18 protein-coding genes are annotated in these 18,712 nt (G+C 69.6%); 7 read left to right on the top strand and 11 right to left on the bottom strand.

All coding sequences use genetic code 11. From position 1 onward, the window contains the following. Positions 1-318: 318 nt before the first annotated feature. Positions 319-1,086 carry an isoprenyl transferase gene (locus ACX80H_RS11325; protein WP_459313462.1) on the top strand — a complete coding sequence of 256 codons (768 nt, stop codon included), beginning with the start codon at positions 319-321 and terminating at the stop codon, positions 1,084-1,086. Positions 1,087-1,322: 236 nt separating this feature from the next. Next, positions 1,323-2,705 carry an RNA 5'-3' helicase PhoH2 gene (gene phoH2, locus ACX80H_RS11320; RefSeq protein WP_459313461.1) on the top strand — a complete coding sequence of 461 codons (1,383 nt, stop codon included), beginning with the start codon at positions 1,323-1,325 and terminating at the stop codon, positions 2,703-2,705. A 52-nt stretch (positions 2,706-2,757) separates the two neighbouring features. Here the strand turns inward: phoH2 and ACX80H_RS11315 are convergent, their stop codons facing one another. Next, positions 2,758-3,519: a hypothetical protein gene (locus tag ACX80H_RS11315; protein WP_459313460.1), complete on the bottom strand. Its 762-nt coding sequence runs from the start codon at positions 3,517-3,519 to the stop codon at positions 2,758-2,760. A 59-nt stretch (positions 3,520-3,578) separates the two neighbouring features. Between ACX80H_RS11315 and ACX80H_RS11310 the strand changes: the two genes are divergently transcribed. Both ACX80H_RS11310 and ACX80H_RS11305 read left to right on the top strand, forming a co-directional pair. Next, the gene (locus ACX80H_RS11310; RefSeq protein WP_459313459.1) at positions 3,579-4,085 is read left to right on the top strand and encodes a prepilin peptidase; all 507 of its coding nucleotides are present in this window, start codon (positions 3,579-3,581) and stop codon (positions 4,083-4,085) included. Between the two features lie 5 nt (positions 4,086-4,090). Continuing rightward, complete coding sequence (locus ACX80H_RS11305; RefSeq protein WP_459313458.1) at positions 4,091-4,561, top strand: NUDIX hydrolase; 471 nt, start codon at positions 4,091-4,093, stop codon at positions 4,559-4,561. On the opposite strand, the gene ACX80H_RS11300 is transcribed toward ACX80H_RS11305, so the two are convergent. The 5 genes from ACX80H_RS11300 to ACX80H_RS11280 form a co-directional block, all read right to left on the bottom strand. Then, a complete protein-coding gene (locus ACX80H_RS11300; RefSeq protein ID WP_459313457.1) occupies positions 4,554-6,200 on the bottom strand; it encodes an MDR family MFS transporter in 1,647 nt (548 codons plus the stop codon). The two genes, ACX80H_RS11305 and ACX80H_RS11300, sit on opposite strands and share 8 nt — an antisense overlap. Further along, complete coding sequence (locus tag ACX80H_RS11295) at positions 6,197-6,877, bottom strand: TetR/AcrR family transcriptional regulator (protein ID WP_459313456.1); 681 nt, start codon at positions 6,875-6,877, stop codon at positions 6,197-6,199. Before ACX80H_RS11295 ends, ACX80H_RS11300 begins: the two co-directional genes overlap by 4 nt. 99 nt (positions 6,878-6,976) lie before the next feature. Next, positions 6,977-8,452, bottom strand: a complete 1,476-nt coding sequence (locus ACX80H_RS11290; protein WP_459313455.1) for a class II fumarate hydratase — start codon at positions 8,450-8,452, stop codon at positions 6,977-6,979. 22 nt (positions 8,453-8,474) lie between these two features. Then, entirely contained in the window at positions 8,475-9,089 is a 615-nt protein-coding gene (locus tag ACX80H_RS11285; protein ID WP_459313454.1) for a carbonic anhydrase, read from the bottom strand. 29 nt (positions 9,090-9,118) lie between these two features. After that, entirely contained in the window at positions 9,119-9,865 is a 747-nt protein-coding gene (locus ACX80H_RS11280; protein ID WP_459313453.1) for a DUF4245 domain-containing protein, read from the bottom strand. Between the two features lie 153 nt (positions 9,866-10,018). Here ACX80H_RS11280 and glpX point away from each other — a divergent pair, with 153 nt between their 5' ends. Beyond that, on the top strand, positions 10,019-11,071 hold the full coding sequence (gene glpX, locus ACX80H_RS11275; RefSeq protein WP_459313452.1) for a class II fructose-bisphosphatase: 1,053 nt from the start codon (positions 10,019-10,021) through the stop codon (positions 11,069-11,071). A 60-nt stretch (positions 11,072-11,131) separates the two neighbouring features. Continuing rightward, a complete protein-coding gene (locus tag ACX80H_RS11270) occupies positions 11,132-12,175 on the top strand; it encodes a lipid II:glycine glycyltransferase FemX (protein WP_459313451.1) in 1,044 nt (347 codons plus the stop codon). A gap of 72 nt (positions 12,176-12,247) precedes the next feature. Here ACX80H_RS11270 and manA read toward each other — a convergent pair whose 3' ends face one another. The 4 genes from manA to ACX80H_RS11250 all read right to left on the bottom strand — a co-directional run bounded on the left by manA (position 12,248) and on the right by ACX80H_RS11250 (position 17,032). Beyond that, entirely contained in the window at positions 12,248-13,615 is a 1,368-nt protein-coding gene (gene manA, locus ACX80H_RS11265; RefSeq protein WP_459313450.1) for a mannose-6-phosphate isomerase, class I, read from the bottom strand. Positions 13,616-13,664: 49 nt separating this feature from the next. Continuing rightward, a complete protein-coding gene (locus tag ACX80H_RS11260) occupies positions 13,665-15,236 on the bottom strand; it encodes an LCP family protein (protein ID WP_459313827.1) in 1,572 nt (523 codons plus the stop codon). Beyond that, positions 15,236-15,739: a 5-(carboxyamino)imidazole ribonucleotide mutase gene (gene purE / locus ACX80H_RS11255; protein WP_459313826.1), complete on the bottom strand. Its 504-nt coding sequence runs from the start codon at positions 15,737-15,739 to the stop codon at positions 15,236-15,238. Before purE ends, ACX80H_RS11260 begins: the two co-directional genes overlap by 1 nt. A 138-nt stretch (positions 15,740-15,877) precedes the next feature. Further along, a complete protein-coding gene (locus ACX80H_RS11250; RefSeq protein WP_459313449.1) occupies positions 15,878-17,032 on the bottom strand; it encodes a 5-(carboxyamino)imidazole ribonucleotide synthase in 1,155 nt (384 codons plus the stop codon). 301 nt (positions 17,033-17,333) lie between these two features. Between ACX80H_RS11250 and ACX80H_RS11245 the strand changes: the two genes are divergently transcribed. After that, positions 17,334-17,876, top strand: a complete 543-nt coding sequence (locus ACX80H_RS11245) for a GtrA family protein (RefSeq protein WP_459313448.1) — start codon at positions 17,334-17,336, stop codon at positions 17,874-17,876. Here the strand turns inward: ACX80H_RS11245 and ACX80H_RS11240 are convergent. Beyond that, entirely contained in the window at positions 17,851-18,627 is a 777-nt protein-coding gene (locus ACX80H_RS11240) for a TIGR03089 family protein (RefSeq protein WP_459313447.1), read from the bottom strand. The genes ACX80H_RS11245 and ACX80H_RS11240 overlap by 26 nt on opposite strands. Between the last annotated feature and the right edge of the window lie 85 nt (positions 18,628-18,712).

The raw sequence follows: 18,712 nt of genomic DNA, 5'->3' as shown, positions 1-18,712 counted from the left end.
ACGGCCGCCGGCGGGTTCCGAGGGGCCCGGACCGGGGATCGGATGGCGCGAGGTCATGCCCGGATTCTAGCCCAGACGCCCCAGGGTCACCGCCGGATTCCCGCGAAGGATGAGGGAGCTCACAGCGCCGGAGGCGGGGTCGCCGACGGGGCCGGGGCCTGGGCTGCGACGCGGCCGAGAACGATGGTCGGTACCGTCAATAGAGCCTGTTGTCAGGCAACTGCCGGTACGGTAGGAAGAGGCATCCGGGGCGCAGGCGTTCCGCATCGAGAATTCCTCCGGCGGGGCCGGAGCTGGACCAGGGGAGGGCAGCCGGGCGTGACGTGGAAGTTCCCCGAAGTCGGCTACAGCTTCTACGAGCGCAGGTTGCAGCGGAATCTCGCGCCCGAGCGCATCCCGCACCACATCGGCGTCATGGTGGACGGCAACCGTCGCTGGGCGAAGCTCGCGGGCGCGCCCACGAGCCACGGGCACCAGGCGGGCGCCGACAAGATCCACGAGTTCCTCGGCTGGTGCGAGGAACTCGGCGTCGACGTCGTGACGCTCTACATGCTGTCCACGGACAACATGGGCCGGCCCCAGGAGGAGATCGACCAGCTCCTCGACATCATCGCCAACACCCTGGACAGGCTGGGCGAGAGCAACCGGGTGCGGGTCCAGCCCGTGGGCGCCCTCGACCTGCTGCCGCGGGACCTGAGCAAGAAGCTCACCAGCCTCGCGGCGTCCACGGAGAAAATCGACGGGCTCCACGTCAACGTGGCAGTGGGCTACGGGGGGCGGCGGGAGATCGTCGACGCCGTCAAGGAACTGATGCGCGACGCCGCGGGGAAGGGCATGTCGCTCGAGACCCTGGCCGAGGAACTGACGGACCGGCACATCTCGTCCTTCCTCTACACCCGCGGCCAGCAGGACCCAGACCTGGTCATCCGGACCTCCGGCGAGCAGCGGCTGTCCGGTTTCCTCATGTGGCAGAGCGCGTACAGCGAGTTCTATTTCTGCGAGGCCCTGTGGCCCGATTTCAGGCGCGTCGACTTCCTGCGGGCCCTCCGCGACTTCGGCCGCAGGCAGCGGCGGTTCGGGTCCTGAGAGTTCACCAGTTCGTAACAATAACGCCGGGAAAAAGGACTGCGTCGCGCCCCACGACGGCGTAGGGTCGATCCATCGACGGGAGTCCGAATCCGTCGATGGAAGGCCGCTGATGACGCCGACGGTGCTGACAGGCATCTCATACGAGTCGGGGAGGCCGCGCCCGGCCTCCAGGCCGGAGCGATCCACCCCAACCCTACGAATTCGGGGTGTGCTCACCCCGGAGCGGAGTCCACGTGGCTACAACGAACACCTCCCGGCAGGACGCCACCACCGGTACCCCCGACGCAGCTGGTGCCGCGTCGGCTGAGGACCACGACGCAGCGGCGGCCCGCCGCAGCTACGTCATCGACACCTCGGTGCTGTTGTCCGATCCCCGCGCCATCCTGCGTTTCGCGGAACACGAAGTGGTCCTTCCCGTCGTCGTCATCTCCGAACTCGAGGGCAAGCGCCACGACCCGGAGCTCGGCTACTTCGCGCGGAAGGCACTCCGGCTGCTGGACGACCTCAGGGTCGAGAACGGTGGACTCGACAGGGCCGTTCCCCTCGGGGACGAGGGCGGGTCGCTGCGTGTCGAGCTGAACCACGTGTCGCCCGAGGTGCTCCCCGTGGGGTTCCGGAGCGGAGACAACGACTCCCGGATCCTTGCGGTCGCCAAGAACCTCGCCGTCGAGGGATGCGACGTCACGGTCGTCTCGAAGGACCTGCCGATGCGCGTGAAGGCTTCCGCGATGGGCCTGCAGGCCGACGAGTACCGCAACGAGTTCGTCAAGGACTCGGGCTGGACGGGAGTGGCGGAGCTCGATGCCACGACCGAGGAGGTCAACGCCCTGTACGACCACCAGGCGGTCTTCTCCCCGGCCGGGGCGGAGCAGCCCGTCAACACGGGCGTCATTCTGCTCTCCCCGCGGGGGTCGGCGCTGGGCCGGGTCGGCGCCGACAAGCAGATCCGGCTGGTGCGCGGCGACCGCGATGTCTTCGGACTGCACGGGCGTTCGGCGGAGCAGCGGCTCGCGATCGACCTCCTCATGGACCCCGACGTGGGGATCGTGTCCCTCGGCGGGCGGGCGGGAACCGGCAAGTCGGCCCTGGCACTGTGCGCCGGCCTCGAGGCGGTCCTCGAGCGGCGTGAGCACCGCAAGGTCGTCGTCTTCCGCCCCCTCTACGCCGTGGGCGGCCAGGAACTCGGCTACCTGCCCGGGGGCGAGAACGAGAAGATGAACCCGTGGGCCCAGGCGGTCTTCGACACGCTCGGAGCCCTCGTGTCGCAGGAAGTCATGGAGGAGGTCATGGACCGCGGCATGCTGGAGGTACTGCCGCTCACCCATATCCGCGGGCGCAGCCTGCACGACTCCTTCGTGATCGTCGACGAAGCGCAGTCCCTCGAGAAGAACGTGCTCCTGACCGTCATGAGCCGCATCGGGCAGAACTCCAGGATCGTCCTCACGCACGACGTCGCCCAGCGGGACAACCTGCGCGTGGGGCGCCACGACGGCATCGCGGCCGTGGTCGAGATCCTGAAGGGGCACCCCCTCTTCGGCCACGTCACGCTGACCCGCTCGGAGCGCTCGCCCATAGCGGCCCTCGTCACGGAGTTGCTGGAGGGGACGGAGCTGTAGGAGGCGTCGGAGGCCCCGCTCCGGCGGGGCCTCCGGCTGGTGCCCGGAAGGGTCAGCCGACGACCCAGGGCACGTGCCTGCTGACGTCGCTCAGTTCCGGAGGAGCAGCCCGGAAGTAGTCATCGGTGAGGTACTCGTCCACGCCGAGGATGGAGAGGTCGTGCCCGGCACCACGTGACGGGCCGTCGAGGGCCGTCGTCGACACGCACACCGCCGTGCCCGCATCGATGACCACGCGGGTCCGTCCGTCGCACACCAGCGGCCGGCCCGGCGCGGTGGGTGTATAGGACGCGTTGGGGCGGACGGTGGCGGCGAGGACGGGCCTGCCGGCGAACGTCTCCTCTGCGAGGTCCTCCACCTCGACGCGGTTCGCGCCGGGGAACACCATCGCGACCGGCGCATTGCCGGCGAGTTCCACGGGATCGAGCATCGAGGACCAGCGCGGGTCGCCGAAGGCAGCCTCGCCGTAGGCCGCTTCGGGCCGCCGCCGGACGAGGCCGGCGTGGTCGTACACGGGAGTCACGAGCCGCGGGGGGAGGAGCCACGACTTCCGCGTCGCGCTCACGTACAGCGTGTCGCGGGAGGCCTCGGTGCCCGTCGTCGAGTGGAGCAGCGAGCCGTCCGCCGCCTCCACGCGCAACGCCGCGGGCCTGCGCAGCCATGCCTTGAGGGGTGGCGGCGTGTCGATGCCCTGGCCCGACGGCGCACGCCAGGTGATGGTGAACCGCAGGGTCTCCCAGCGCCAGGGGGAGGACCGGCAGAGGGAGCGGAATGTCTCCTCGGAACCGGTACCGGGACTGTTCTGGGCCGCCATTTCCACAGTGTAGCCGGACCCCTGTCGCGGCATCACGCGCCTCGCGTACCGTGGGGCGCGTGATCCCCGTCCTCGCCGGATACCGGGGCGACGAGCCCTTCGCCTTCGTCCTCCTCGCCGTCGCGCTGGCCGCTTTCGTCGTGGTCGGCGTGCGGCTGGGCCTGGTGGACTGGCGGACGCACCGGCTGCCGGACAGCATCATCCTCCCGTCCTACCCCGCCGCCATCCTCCTGCTCGGTGCCGCGGCCGGTGCTGCGGGGGAGTGGTATCGCATCGGAGGGATGCTCGCCGGGGGTGCACTCCTGGGCGCGGGCTTCGCGGCGCTGCACCTGCTGCATCGGCGCGGACTGGGCTTCGGCGACGTCAAGCTCGCCGGCTTGCTCGGCCTCTACCTCGGCTTCGCGGGGTGGCCGGAGGTGTGGTGGGGGCCTTTCCTCGCCGTCGTGCTGGGTGGCCTCTGGAGCCTGGTGCTCGTCGCCGCACGGCGGGCGACACTCCGCTCCTCGGTGGCGTTCGGGCCCTTCCTCATCGCCGGAGCCGCGCTGGCCCTTGCTGTACTAGGGTGAAAAGCATGCCTACCCCGGAGTTCGTCGTCGCCCTGCGCCGCAAGATCGGCCACGATCCGCTCTGGCTGCCCGGCGTCGGGGGTGTGGTGTTCAACGACGAGGGGCACGTGCTCCTCGGGCAGCGCTCGGACAACGGCCGATGGACCATCATCACCGGAATGGTCGATCCCGGCGAGGAACCCGCCGAGGCACTGCGGCGGGAGGTCCTGGAGGAGACCGGCGTCATCGTCGAGGTCGAGTACCTGCTCGACACGTCGGTCGTGGGCCCGATCACCTATCCGAACGGTGACGTGTGCACCTTCCTCACCCTCGACTTCCGCTGCCGCTGGATCAGCGGGACCGCTCGCGTGAACGACGACGAGTCCCTCGACGTCCGCTGGTTCCCGCTGGACGACCTCCCGGAGCTCAACGCGCGGCACCTCCGGCTGGTGCAGGGCGCGGGCGGCTTCGACGGCGTCACCCGCTTCGTCAGCTGACCGCGCCTTCTCCCTGACCGCCCCGTCCTCCGACGGCCGGCGCCGCGGCGCGCTCGCGCTCCAGCCGGAGCGCTTCCTCGCCGCCGATCGCCTCGCCGCGCGCCACCATCCCGGCCGTATCGGACAGCGGGATCTCCCGCAGCAGGAACGCGAGGATCAGGGCGAGAACGAGGAACGGCACCAGGTACAGGAAGACCGGTGCGAGCGACTCGGCATAATCGCTCACGACGGCGTCGCGCACCTGGTCCGGCAGGGCGTTCAGGGCGGCCGGATCGAGCCTGGACGTCGCCTGCCCCGCCGCTTCCGGGCTGGCGCCGAAGGAGGCGAACGTCGCGTTCAGCCGTTCCGAGAGGCGGCTCGTGAAGATCGCGCCGAAGACGGCGACGCCGAGGGACGCGCCCACCTCGCGGAAGTAGTTGTTGGTGCTGGTCGCGACGCCCACCATGGTCGGGGCCACCGAGTTCTGCACCACGAGCACGATGACCTGCATGATGAGTCCGAGGCCCGCACCGAAGAAGAAGAGCATGGTGCAGATGACCCAGATGGGGGTGGTCGCGGTCAGGGTGGACATCCAGAGCAGTGTCGCGAGCGTCAGCGAGACGCCGATGATCGGGTACTTGCGGTACCGGCCCGAGCGGGAGATGGCGATGCCGGAGAAGATCGAGGTGCCCATGAGGCCCACGATCATCGGGACGAGGAGCAGGCCGGACACCGCGGCCGAGGTGCCCGATGCCATCTGCAGGAAGGTGGGCATGAAGGCCAGCGCGGCGAACATGCCGAGTCCCAGCGTCAGGCCGATGCCGGTGCTGGTGACGAAGGTCCGGTTGCGGAAGAGCCCGAGCGGAATGATGGGATCCTCCGCGCGTCGTTCCACCAGGACGAAGGTGATGCCGGCGAGGACCATGCCCGCTCCGAAGGTCCAGGTGAGCGGGGAGGTCCAACCCTCGGCCGCGTCGCCACCGAAGTCGGTGAAGAAGATCAGGCAGGTCGTGGCGATGGACAGCAGCACGACGCCGGGGATGTCGATGCGCCGGGTGGCCTTCCTGGAGGGGAGGCGCAGGGTGAACCACGCAATGGTGAAGGCCGCGATGCCGACCGGGATGTTGATGTAGAAGGCCCAGTTCCAGGTCAGGTGGTCCACGAAGTAGCCGCCGAGGAGGGGGCCGGCGACGGCGCTGAGGCCGAAGATGCCGCCGAGGGGGCCCATGTACTTGCCGCGTTCGTTGGCGGGCACGATGTCGGCGATGATCGCCTGGGACAGGATCATCAGGCCGCCACCGCCCAGGCCCTGGATGGCACGGAAGACCACGAAGGCCCAGAAGTCGGTGGCGAAGGCGCACCCGATGGAGGCGACCGTGAAGAGCGCGATGGCGAAGAGGAACAGGTTCCGGCGCCCGAGGACGTCGCCGAACTTGCCGTAGATCGGCATCACGATCGTCGTGGCGAGCAGGTACGCCGTCGTGATCCAGGTCTGGTGCTCGACGCCGCCGAGCTGGCCCACGATGGTGGGCATCGCCGTGGAGACGATCGTCTGGTCGAGGCTGGAGAGCAGCATTCCGGCGATGAGCGCCGAGAAGATGATCCAGATGCGCCGCTGGGTCAGGAGGAGCGGGCCGTCCGGCGCCGTCTGTGTGCTCATGCTGGTTCCTGGTTCTGGGAGGGTCGGTCGGCGAGGACCTCGGGAGCGGAGGAGATGAAGAGGGAGTGCAGGGCGTCCAGGTTGCGGCGGAAGACCTGTGCGTAGCTCAGGTCGTTGCCCTCGGCGAAGAACTCGTCCAGTGACCGGCGGAAGAGCTCTCCGAAGACGTGGACGGCGACGCGGGCGGTGGGATGCCCCGCGGGCAGGCCTTCCCGCGTGGTGATGAGTTCGGTCAGGAGCTGGGACTTCGACTCGGCCTTCGCGAACATCCGGGCCAGGAGCTGCGGCTCCCGGTGGAGGACGGCGGACATCGTCTCGTACTCCTCACGGGAGATGCCGATCCTGCTGCCGAACTCGGCGAACAGGGTGGCGAGCGCGTCGATGAGGGGGCGGGGCGGATCTCCCCGGCCTGATGCGACGAAGTCGGAGAGCAGCTGCTCCGGGAGTCCCTCGTCGGAGGAGCCGAGGACGGCGTCCTCCTTCGAGGGGAAGTAGTTGAAGAACGTCCGGCGGGAGATGCCGACCTCGTCGCACAGCTGCTCGACCGTGAATCCGCTGAGACCGTGGTCGAGCGTCAGCCGCCGGGCGGTGGTGACGAGGGAGGCTCGAGTCTGTCGGCGCTTGCGCTCCCGCAGCCCGAGATCGCCGTTTGTTGCACTTGTGGTCACGAAGTACATATTTGCACTAGTGATCTAATGGTGCAAATTTACTGCCGGTAGGCATAAAAGGAGGGCGCACCACGTGGTGCGCCCTCCCCGAACCGGTGTCCGCTGCGGTCAGGCCTGCGGCGGCCGGGTCATCGACAGCACGTCGAGGGCCGAGTCCAGCTGCTCCTCGGTGAGCTCGCCGCGCTCCACGAAGCCGAGTGCGACAACGGCTTCGCGGACGGTGAGGCCCTCGGCGACGGCCTTCTTCGCGATCTTGGCCGCGTTCTCGTAGCCGATGTACTTGTTCAGCGGCGTCACGATCGAGGGGGAGGCCTCCGCCAGGAAGCGCGCACGCTCGACATTGGCGGTGATCCCGTCGATCATGCGGTCGGCCGAGACCCGCGTCGAGTTGCTGAGCAGGCGGATGGACTCGAGCACGTTGCGGGCGATCACGGGGATGCCGACGTTCAGCTCGAAGGCACCGTTCGTCCCCGACCAGGCCACCGTGGCGTCGTTGCCGACCACCTGGGCGCAGACCATGAGAACGGCCTCGGCGATGACGGGGTTGACCTTGCCGGGCATGATCGACGAGCCGGGCTGCAGGTCGGGGAGCGCGATCTCGCCCAGGCCGGTATTGGGGCCGGATCCGAGCCAGCGGAGGTCGTTGTGGATCTTGGTGAGGGAGACGGCGATGGTGCGCAGCATGCCCGAGACCTCGACGAGGGCGTCGCGGTTGGCCTGGGCCTCGAAGTGGTCGCGTGCCTCGGTGAGGGGGAGCCCGGTGTCCTCGGCGAGGAGCTCGATGACGCGTGCCGAGAAGCCGGCCGGGGTGTTGATGCCGGTGCCGACGGCCGTGCCGCCCAGGGGCACCTCCGCGACCCGGGGCAGCGACGCCTCGATGCGTTCGATGCCGTAGCGGACCTGCGCCGCGTAGCCGCCGAACTCCTGGCCGAGCGTGACCGGCGTGGCGTCCATGAGGTGCGTGCGGCCGGACTTCACGACGGTGCTGAATTCCTCCGCCTTGCGCTCCAGCGCCTCCGCGAGGTGTGCCAAGGCGGGGATGAGGTCCTTGACGAGTGCGGACGTCGCCGCAACATGGACGGACGTCGGGAAGACGTCGTTGGACGACTGCGACGCATTCACGTGGTCGTTGGGGTGGACCGAGGTCGAGCTGCCGGCGGCCTCGAGCGCCCGGCTGGCAAGGGTCGCGATGACCTCATTGGCGTTCATGTTCGAGGACGTCCCCGAACCGGTCTGGTAGATGTCCACGGGGAAGTCGCCGTCGTACCGGCCCGAGGCGACGTCCTCGGCTGCCGCCTCGATGGCCCGCGCACGCTCTTCGTCGAGCACGCCCAGTTCGGCGTTGGCCGTCGCGGCGGCCTTCTTGATGCGGGCGAGCGCCTCGATGTGCGCGCGCTCGAGGGTGGTGCCGGAGATCGGGAAGTTCTCGACGGCGCGCTGCGTCTGGGCCCGGTACAGGGCGTTGACCGGGACGCGTACCTCGCCCATGGTGTCGTGTTCGATGCGGTACTCCGCATCCTCCGTGCCCGGCGTCGCGCCGGTCGTGGAGCTGGATTCAGGGCTGGCTGCAGGCGTTGGAGTCATGCGGCAATTCTCACCGCTGGCGCTACAGTGCGCCAAATCCTGACACGAGCACGGCCTTGCCCTCGTCCAGGCGGTAGGAGACGCCGATGACGGCGACGGACCCGTTCTCCACGGCCTCTGCGATCACCCGCGAGCTGTCGACGAGCCGCCCCGCGGTCTGCTTCGTGTGCTCGATGACCGTCGCGTTGATGTCGGTGACGCCGGCCCTGCGCGCCGTGAGGACCGACGGCGTGATGCGCTCCACCAGGTCACGGATGAACCCGACGGGCATCTCCCCGGTCTCGACGGCGTCGACGGTCGCGGTGACAGCCCCGCAGCTGTCGTGTCCGAGGATCACGATCAGCGGTACGCCCAGGACGCTGACGCTGTACTCGAGCGAGCCGAGGACGGCGTCGTCGATCACCTGGCCGGCGGTCCGCACCACGAAGACGTCGCCGAGGCCGAGATCGAAGATGATCTCCGCCGCCAGGCGCGAATCCGAGCAGCCGAAGATGACGGCGAACGGGTTCTGGTTGTTCACGAGCGCGGTCCGGCGGGATGCGTCCTGGTTCGGATGCGAGACGTCCGAGGCGACGAACCGGGCGTTGCCGTCCTGGAGTCGACGCCATGCTGCGGCCGGGGTCAGTTGCTGTGTCACGCCGACCACTGTACTGGGCGCGGCCGTCCTCAGCCGTCCGTGTCGGAAGATGACAGGCGCTCGGCCTCCTCGGCGGCATTCTGCCGTACGTCCTCGATGACGGCTGCACCCATGGTGTCGAACTCCTTGAGGGACGCCTCCCCGTTCAGGATGACGGTCGCGCCGTCGACGTCGGACGTCAGCACCGTGTCGCCGTTCGGCGCGTCCAGGAGTTCCCACTCCAGGCCGCCGATGGTCCGGGTGCCGGACACCTGCGCATCGCCGACCCGCTGGGCCACCCAGGTGGGGTTGGCGTCGTCGGTCTGGGTGAGCTGGATGAAGCCGCTGTCCGAGGTGAGGAACCCCGCCTCCCAGAAATCCACGCTGTCGCTGCGGCCGGTGACCCAGCGGGCGTAGTTGGAGGACCAGCCCTCGGGAAGGCCCGGAGACGCCGGAAGGTAGCCCGCATCGCCAGCAGCCTGGCGTGCCACGGTCTCGACGTCGATGTCGCGCTTGTACGTCTCGGCCGTGTAGGTGGGGTTCAGGAAGTAGACGGGCAGGACGACGGCGATGGTCGCCCCGGTGGCGATCAGCATTCCGCGCGCGGTCGAGCTGGCACGTTTCGCCTGGCTCGGCGTGAGCGTGATGGGAGGCGCGTCGTCGTACAGGTCGTCGTCCCGGGCGGTGTCGGGACGGGGGCTCCCGGCCGGCCGCTCGACGGCTCGTCCGCCGGCATGCTGTACGCCGGAGCCTGCCTCGGTTCCCGGGGTCGCCCGCTCATCGCCTGAATCGCTCACCCTCCCATTTTCGCTGATGCCGGCCGCGCCACCTAACCGGAAGGGGCTTCATCGGCGGTCACGTATGCAGCATCACAGGGACGACGGCGCCCGGCCCGCCTATGATGACAGCACGGACAGGTACGCCCGCGCAGTGCCTGAACACCTTCGACGATGAGGATAGACGTGTCCCAGAACGCCAAGAATGCCCAGTACTCGACACTGTCACCGGCTCTGGCCGTCGGGGATGACGAGCCGGACCGGAACCTCGCGCTGGAGCTGGTCCGCGTCACGGAGGCCGCGGCCATCGCCGGCGGCCACTGGGTCGGCTTCGGCGACAAGAACCTGGCCGACGGTGCCGCCGTCGACGCCATGCGCTCCCTGCTGCAGACCGTCCACTTCAACGGCGTCGTGGTGATCGGCGAGGGTGAGAAGGACGAGGCGCCCATGCTGTTCAACGGTGAGCGTGTGGGAGACGGCAGCGGACCCGAGTGCGACGTCGCCGTCGACCCGATCGACGGGACGCGCCTGACCGCGCTGGGCATCAACAACGCGCTCGCCGTCCTCGCGGTCGCCGAGCGCGGCTCGATGTTCGACCCGTCCGCCGTGTTCTACATGGAGAAGCTCGTGACCGGGCCGGAGGCCGCCGACATGGTGGACCTGCGCCTGCCCGTCAAGCAGAACCTGCACCTCATCGCGAAGGCGAACAACAAGAAGGTCAGCCAGCTCAACGTCATGATCCTGGACCGCGACCGGCACAAGCCGCTCGTGGAGGAGATCCGCGCGGCCGGTGCGCGCACCAAGTTCATCATGGACGGCGACGTCGCCGGTGCCATCGCGGCGGCCCGCGAGGGTACCGACGTCGACGCGCTCATGGGCATCGGCGGAACCCCCGAGGGCATCGTCGCGGCATGCGCCATCAAGTCCCTGGGCGGCGTCATCCAGGGCCGGCTGTGGCCCACGAGCGACGAGGAGAAGCAGAAGGCCCTCGACGCAGGCCACGACCTGGACCGCGTGCTCTCGACCAACGACCTCGTGACGAGCGACAACTGCTACTTCGCGGCGACCGGCATCACCGACGGCGACCTGCTCCGCGGCGTCCGCTACAGCAAGGACAAGGTCCTCACCCAGTCCATGGTCATGCGTTCCAAGTCCGGCACCATCCGCGTGGTCGACGGCGAGCACCAGGCCCACAAGTGGGAGACCTACGCCCGCATCAAGGATTAGGAGCACGGCGGGCGCGCCGCTCGGCAACGGACAGGCGGTGCGCCCCTATAGGCTGGTCGAATGACCCTTTCCGTATCGCCCTGCTTCGACCGTGCCCTGTGGGACACCACCGTCAACCAGCTGGGAGGCCACCCCCAGCAGCTGTGGGGATGGGGCGAGACGAAGGCGGCGCACGGCTGGAGCGCCGACCGCGTGATCGTCGCCGAGGACGGCGTCGTCGTCGGCGCGGCGCAGATCGTCTGCAGGTCCCTGCCGCTTCCGCTACGGAACCTGGCCTACATCCCCCGTGGTCCCCAGACCGCCCCGGGACGCGAGGTCGAGGTCCTCGAGGCCGTCGCAGGCTACGTCCGCGCCGCGCACCGCTCGGTCGCACTGTCCATCGAACCGGACTGGGACGCCGCAAGCGATGCGGTCCGTGCGCTGCCTGCCGCCGGCTGGAAGGTGAGCACGAACACCATCCTCATCGGACGGACGCTCATCCTCGACCTGAGCCGGTCGGAGGACGAGCTGCTGGCCGACATGACCAAGAAGCACCGCCAGTACATCCGGAAGTCCGGGCGGGAGGGCCTCGAGATCCGGCGGGTCGTCCGGAGCGAGATCGGCGCGTGCCTCGACGTCTACCGGCTGACGGCCGAGCGTGCCGGGTTCGGCATCCACGAGGACTCCTACTACCTGGACATCTTCGACAACCTCGGTGACGCCTCACCCGTGTATGCGGCGTTCTCCGGGGACGACGTCGTCGCCTTCCTGTGGCTGTCGGTGACGGACACCACGTCCTTCGAGCTCTATGGCGGCATGACGGAGGAGGGCGAGCGCCTGCGCGCGAACTACGCCCTCAAGTGGTTCGCGATCTCCGAGATGAAGGCGCGCGGCGTGGTGCGCTACGACTTCAACGGGCTGCTCAACGACGGGGTCTCCAAGTTCAAGATGGGCTGGGCGAAACACGAGGACCAGCTCGCAGGCACCTGGGACCTGCCGCTCTCGCCGTTCTACCCGCTGTTCAGCCGCGCGCTGCCGCTCGCCAAGCGCAGCATGCAGGTGGCGCGCAGGCAGGCCGGGCGGGTCCTCGGCGTGGTGCGGCAGGCGCGGGCGAGTCGCTCCTAGAGCGCCGGTGCCTAGCCTTGGGGCGGCCCGTTCCTGGAGCGCCGGCGCCTGGTCCTTCGGGGCGAGTCGCTCCTAGAGCGCCGGTGCCTCGCCGCCGGTCGTGACGGCGAACGCCAGTACCGGGCCGTCCGTCGCGCCGTGGCTGTCCGCCGCGGGACGCACGACGAGCGGCGCCTCGGAGGCGGCGACGAAGGCGCTGCCGCCGCGGGGAACCTCGAGGGTCGAGTTGGGGGTGTCGAGCAGGATCGACCCGCTGATCGCGATGACCAGCACGGGACCGTTCTGCAGCACGGGGACGTGCGCCGGGGTGAGGCTCTCGCCGGCGGGCAGCGGACTGTCTCCGTGGCCGTTGTCCGCGCCGTCCGCGGGTTCGCCACGCGGTCCCGCCGCAGGGTCGCCCAGTTCGATCCGCTGGAGCTGGAACTCCTCGAACGGCGGGCGGTACAGCTCCTGGTCGAGGAGCGTGTACTCGGGCGCGAGCGCGGGCGGTGCGATGGGCTCGAAGACCACGGTGGAGAGCAGTTCGGCAGTGTCGACGTGCTTGGGCGTGAGGCCGCCGCGCAACACGTTGTCCGACGAGGCCATGACCTCGATCCCCAGGCCCTGCAGGTAGGCGTGGATGTTCCCGGCGGGCAGGTAGAGGGCCTCCCCGGGCCGGAGCGAGACGCGGTTGAGCAGCAGCGCGACGAGCACCCCCGGGTCGCCCGGGTACTGCGCGGACAGCTCGGAGAGGGTCGCGAGATCGGCGGCCACGGCGTCCGCCTCCTCTGCGCCGGTGGCCTGGGCCGGGCCCGCCGCGCCGGCGACGGCGGCCACCACGGCGTCGACGACCTCAGGCGCCGCCTCGAGCAGCAGGGTGAAGGCCGACCGCAGCGCCGAATCCGCGCCGGACGACAGCTGGGCGGCGACGGAGTCGAGGAGTTCGTGTGTCCAGGAGCCGGGTTCGACGGCGGACGCGAGGGCCGTGAAGGTACGCAGAGCCTCGGGCAGGGGCCGGAATCCGCACAGCGCCTCGAACGGGGTGAGTGCGTAGATCATCTCGGGCTTGTGGTTCCGGTCCCGGTAGTTGCGGTGCGGTGCGTCCCGCGGAACACCGGAAGCCTCCTCGGCGTCGTACCCGGCGGCGGCCTGTTCCAGGCTCGGATGCACCTGGAGGGACAGGGCCGAGTCCGCGGCGAGGACCTTGAGGAGGAAGGGGAGGCGGCCGTCGAAGCGCTCTGCCGTCGCCTCGCCGAGGAGCCCCTCAGGGTCCTCGGCGATCAGGTCCGCGAGGCTGCGCCGGGTACCGTCCGGCCGAACGGCCTGCGAGGGCGAGTCGGGGTGGGCGCCGACCCACAGTTCGGCCTCGGGTCCGCCGGACGGCTCCCGGCCGAGCAGGTCCGCGATCGCGCGTACCGAGCCCCACGCGTAGGGGCGGAGGGTGCTGTCCAGGAGGTACATCGGCGGATCCTTCGGCTGGGTGGTCGTCGGGCGTGCGGTCAGGACCGGGTCAGGCGGGGGAGCACTCGCCGTTGTTCGACAGTAGTTCGCCGAGGGTGGCGTCGTCACCGATGGTGGCGAGTTCCTGCAGGTATTCCTCCGTGATGCCGTCGTCGGCGGTCTGTGCCGGCAGTTCCTCAACGAGCGCCGCGCGGTCCAGCTGCAGGGGGGCCGCTGCGCCCGGCTCTGCCGCACCCTGCGCGAGCGTCTGCTGCACCCGACTGTGGATGCGGTCGAAGTCGGGGTAGGTCACGAAGTTCTCCGCAGGCGTGCCGAAGTCCGGGGGGCCGATGGTCAGGCGGCGGGTCTCCTGGCCCTTCGCCTTCAGCGCCAGGTCCACGAAGCTCGCCAGCTGGTCCTGGGGGATGTCCGTCTCGACGATCCGGGTGCCGGCAGCCGCGATCGACTGGAACCGGGTCAGCACGGTGGCGGGATCGAGCTGGGCGATCATGGCCTGCTGGACGCACTGCTGGCGGGAGATGCGGTCATAGTCCGTCACGAACTCGCGCGACCTCGCGTACCAGAGCGCGTGGTAGCCATCGAGCGTCTGGACGCCCGGCTTGATCCACCCGTCGGGCGGATAGTGGCGGATGGGATCCGACCCGGGGATCTCGCCGGCCGTGATCGGGACCCAGCCGCCCGCGTTGATCCTGATGCCGCCCATGGCGTCCACCAGCTGCTCGAAGCCGTTCATGTCGACGAGGAGGTAGGCCTGGACCTCGATCCCGAGGACGCCGCTCGCGGCGTCCATCATCGCTTCTGCACCCGGATCCGCAGCGCCCGGGTACAGGTCGGCGTAGTTCTGGGCCACGTCGGTGTACAGGCTATTGATGATGCAGGGGTCCCCGCAGTTGTACCCGTCGGGATAGGCCTCCCAGAGTGGGGAGTCGTCGGAGAACTGCGCGTTCTGGAAGTTGCGCGGGATGCTGAAGGTCACTGTCGAGCCCGTCTCGGCATCGACGCTGATGACGGAGATGCTGTCGGGCCGGCGACCCGTGCGGTCCTCGCCGGCGTCACCTCCCATGAGCAGGAAGTTGTACCGACCGTCCACGGGATCGAACGCCGGACCGGTCTGGAAGATCGACCCCACGGTCGATCGGCCGACCCCGAGCACGTAGGCGCCGTAGGCCAGGGATCCGCTGGTGAGCGCCATGAGCAGGGCCAGGGCGCCGGCGACGAGTGGACGCACGCCGCGGTCGAGCAGGGGCATCCTGATGAGGCGCAGGGTGTTGATGAACAGCAGGGCCCAGGCCAGGGCCATGCCCAGCAGCGCAGCGATCAGTACGAGGGACCACCAGCGGTGGGTGACGACGCCAACGACGAGGCTGCGGTTGGTCAGGGCGAGAACCAGTCCGAGGAGGACGAGCGCCCAGCAGGTGAAGGTGGTCCTCAGCGCCCGGCGGCCCAGCCGGCGGTCCCCGGCCACGACCTGCGCGGACCCCGGGAGGACGAGCGTCAGAGCCAGGAGGACGAAGGCGCGCTTCGTGCGGACCGCGGGCGATGCGGCCTCCGGGTACCTCACGGGATTGGTGAGGCCGGTCGTGCCCTCGCCACCCGTGTCCTGCACGCGCGTGCCGGTCATCATGCGTTCTCGGCCGTCGACGCCGCGATGCGGTGCCGAAGGGCCGCGCCCTTGTTCTCCGCGGTCTCCCGGAGCGCGTCCGCGAACTCGACGAGCTGCCCGCGCAGCACCTTCGACCGCTCGTCCGTACCGGCCGCGAGTATCCGGACGGCGAGGAGGCCGGCGTTGCGGGCCCCACCGATCGACACCGTCGCCACGGGAACGCCTGCCGGCATCTGCACGATCGACAACAGGGAATCCATGCCGTCGAGGTAGCGCAGGGGGACCGGCACGCCGATCACGGGAAGCGGAGTCACGGAGGCGAGCATGCCGGGAAGGTGCGCTGCTCCGCCGGCACCGGCGATGATGACGCGCAGGCCCCGCTCATGCGCGGTCCGGCCGTACTCGATCATGGCGGTGGGCATGCGGTGCGCGGAGACGACGTCGGCCTCGTAGGGGATGGAGAACTCGGCCAGCGCCGCCGCTGCAGCCTCCATGACGGGCCAGTCCGAATCGGAGCCCATCACAAGGCCTACCTGCGCGTTCGTCACTGCATTCCTCCGGTTGATCCTTGGTAATCCTTGGTAATCCTGTGTAATCCGGGCGAACCCCGTCCGTCGATCCGGGCCTGTCGATCCCGGCCCTCGGTCCTGGCGGGGTTGTCAGGCGCCGTCGCGGAGTATCGCGGCAACCCTCGTGGCCCTGGCCCGGACGGCCTCGAGCGGTTCCTCCGGGGCCGCCAGCGCGTTGACGTGTCCGATCTTCCGGCCGGGACGTACGTCCTTGCCGTAGAAGTGCACTTTAGCCGATGGTCCTGAGGACAAGGCCGACTGGTACGCCGCGTAGATGTCGGTGTTCGGTCCGCCGAGAATGTTCTTCATCACGGTGTGCCGGCCCACGGGGTCCGTCGCTCCGAGCGGCAGGTCGAGGACCGCGCGCAGGTGCTGCTCGAACTGGCCGGTCACGGCGCCGTCCATGGTCCAGTGGCCCGAGTTGTGCGGACGCATGGCGAGTTCGTTGACGAGGTACCCGGCGCCGAGGCCGGGCGTCTCGAACAGTTCGACGGCCATGACACCTGTGACATCGAGGCTCTCGGCGAGGCGGAGCGCGGCTGCGGTGACGGCTGCGGCGACGTCGTCGGGCAGATCCGGTGCGGGCGCGATCACCTCGTCGCAGACGCTGTTCACCTGGATCGACTCGACGACCGGCCACGTGACGGCTTCGCCGGACGGGCGGCGCGCCACCAGCACGGAGAGCTCCCGGCTGAACGGGACGAACTGCTCCACCAGCAACTCTCCGCCGGTGAACCAGGACGCCGCGGCCGCGAGCCCGTCGGCGTCGCGCAGAACGAGGACTCCCTTGCCGTCGTACCCGCCGCGCGGCGTCTTCAGGACCACGGGCCACCCCGTCTCCGCCGCGAAGGCCTCGACGTCGGAGGTGTTGCTCACGGCCCTCCACCGGGGATTCGGCAGGCCCAGCTCCTCCACGGCCCGTCGCATCACCAGCTTGTCCTGGGCATGGCGGAGCGCGGCCGGCGACGGGTGGATCGCGACGCCCTCGCGGGCGAGCTCGTCGAGGAGTTCACCCGGTACGTGCTCATGGTCGAAGGTCACGACATCGACCCCGGCGGTGAAGGCCCGCAGGGTCTCGGGGTCGCGGTAGTCGCCGACGCTCGAGTGGGCTACGGCAGCCACTGCGGACACGTCGGGTCCCTCCGCGAGGACATGGAGCGTGAGCCCGAGTTCGACTGCGGGACCGGCCATCATGCGCGCGAGTTGGCCGCCGCCGACCACGCCTATCACTGGAAAAGTCACCATCACAGGGTACCCACCGAGCCGGCCGCTCCCGGCATCGCTCCCGGCCCGCACATCCTCCGGGCAGCCGCGCGCGGGTCCGCTACCACGGATTCCCGGCGGACTCTCAGGCCGCCGGAGTCCGTTCGGCAACCCTGCGGCGGCACCCACACCGTAAAATAGGACGAAACACGCCAAGCAAAGGTCAGCCGGGGTGGCTCGCTCTGCTGGCCCCTGACGCGGCCGATCCTGCAATCGCCGGGGTTTCCGCCCCGGGATTCACGGCGTTCTCACCCAGACCGTGGAGGTTGTAGTGGCAGGACTCATGGATCGGATACGGGGTCTCGCGTCCCTTTTCTGGCGCGAAGTCGCGAAGTTCGGCGCCGTCGGTGGAGTGGCGTTCGTCATAGACAACGGCCTGTACTGGTACCTGATCCACGGTCCCATGAGCGGTAGCGAGGTGAAGGCCCGCTTCGTCTCCGCCGGCGTCGCGACGATCTTCGCCTGGGTGGCGAACCGCTACTGGACGTTCCGGCACCGGCGGCAGGCCAACGCCGCCCGCGAGCTCGTCATGTTCATCTTCATCAACGTGATCGGCATGGGCATCGCCGCCGGCTGCGTCTGGGTCGCCAAGTACGTCTTCGACGTCACGGAGCCGAGCCCCCTTTTCGTGGTCGGCATCTTCGGCACCGCGCTCGCCACCCTGGTGCGCTTCGTGGCCTACCGCTTCTGGGTGTTCAGCGCCGAGCTCGACGCCGAGCCCGAGTTCAGCCACGACCAGGAAATCATCCACCCGCACAGCACGAAGCCGGTCGACCACCCCGTCGAAGCGGGCGAGCCCGTCAGGCAGTTCCCAGCCGGCCCGTGACCCGTTCGCCGGCCAGCAGACGGTCGGTGACGGGGACGCCCTCCTCCACGAGGACGAGCGTGCCGTCCTGCTGCCACACGGCGAGGGCGGCAGCGAGCGCGCGCAAGAGGTCCGTTCCCGGTTCGAGGAGCACCGTGGGAGCATCACCGGAGTTGCCGGGGCCCCCGTCGGACGGCAGCGTCACGAGGCCTGCGAGATCTCCGGCCGCCAGGGGCCGGCCGGCGGTGTGGACGAGCGGTGCATCGCCGGCCTGGGCGGGCTCTCCGAGGTAGACGTCGCCGTGGGAACGGACGTCCGCCGCGAAGTCCACTGCACCCCGGGGCAGCGGACCGTCCCACCGGAGCGCGAGGGACCCGAGCGCCACGCAGACGAGCAGGCGGGGCGGAGCGACGTCGGCACCCTCGCGCGATGACAGCACGATGTCGGCCCCCTGCCGGTGTTCGGGGGAAGCCGGCGAGACCGGAGACGCAGATCCGGGGAGGACGTCCGGCAGAACAGTGATGGCGCCGACCTGCCAGCACGCGAAAGCGAGTGCCACGGACTTCCAGTGCACGGGAAGGTCGAACTCCACGACAGTTCCGCCGGTTGCGTCGAGTTCGTCCGCGAGGAGGTTCGAACTCTTGGCCACCCAGTTGTCGAACACGCGCCCCGACAGCTCGATCCGGCCGTCCCGGCCGTGCCAGACGAGGCGGGGCGAGGAGGGATGAACGGACCGCAGCTTCACCAGGATCTCTGCAGGTGTCTGTGGCATGATGGCCCTTCCGTTCCGGGTGACCGGGCTACGCGTATTCGCTGAGAAAAGCAGGTAGTCGAACGAGTAGTCAAATCGGCGTGGC

This window comes from Arthrobacter pasteuri, from assembly GCF_054510955.1.
The sequence above is the reverse complement of the archived record's forward strand: the minus strand, read 5'-3'. Positions and strand labels throughout refer to the sequence as shown.

Bases quoted from the DNA above. Each gene is read 5' to 3' on its own strand.
- ACX80H_RS11245 (WP_459313448.1), top strand. From the start codon at position 17,334: ATGGATCGGATACGGGGTCTCGCGTCCCTTTTCTGGCGCGAAGTCGCG.
- glpX (WP_459313452.1), top strand. From the start codon at position 10,019: ATGAGGATAGACGTGTCCCAGAACGCCAAGAATGCCCAGTACTCGACA.
- ACX80H_RS11315 (WP_459313460.1), bottom strand. From the start codon at position 3,519: ATGGCGGCCCAGAACAGTCCCGGTACCGGTTCCGAGGAGACATTCCGC.
- ACX80H_RS11295 (WP_459313456.1), bottom strand. From the start codon at position 6,877: ATGTACTTCGTGACCACAAGTGCAACAAACGGCGATCTCGGGCTGCGG.
- ACX80H_RS11305 (WP_459313458.1), top strand. From the start codon at position 4,091: ATGCCTACCCCGGAGTTCGTCGTCGCCCTGCGCCGCAAGATCGGCCAC.
- ACX80H_RS11250 (WP_459313449.1), bottom strand. From the start codon at position 17,032: ATGGTGACTTTTCCAGTGATAGGCGTGGTCGGCGGCGGCCAACTCGCG.
- ACX80H_RS11240 (WP_459313447.1), bottom strand. From the start codon at position 18,627: ATGCCACAGACACCTGCAGAGATCCTGGTGAAGCTGCGGTCCGTTCAT.
- manA (WP_459313450.1), bottom strand. From the start codon at position 13,615: ATGTACCTCCTGGACAGCACCCTCCGCCCCTACGCGTGGGGCTCGGTA.
- ACX80H_RS11290 (WP_459313455.1), bottom strand. From the start codon at position 8,452: ATGACTCCAACGCCTGCAGCCAGCCCTGAATCCAGCTCCACGACCGGC.
- ACX80H_RS11300 (WP_459313457.1), bottom strand. From the start codon at position 6,200: ATGAGCACACAGACGGCGCCGGACGGCCCGCTCCTCCTGACCCAGCGG.
- ACX80H_RS11270 (WP_459313451.1), top strand. From the start codon at position 11,132: ATGACCCTTTCCGTATCGCCCTGCTTCGACCGTGCCCTGTGGGACACC.
- ACX80H_RS11260 (WP_459313827.1), bottom strand. From the start codon at position 15,236: ATGACCGGCACGCGCGTGCAGGACACGGGTGGCGAGGGCACGACCGGC.
- purE (WP_459313826.1), bottom strand. From the start codon at position 15,739: ATGGGCTCCGATTCGGACTGGCCCGTCATGGAGGCTGCAGCGGCGGCG.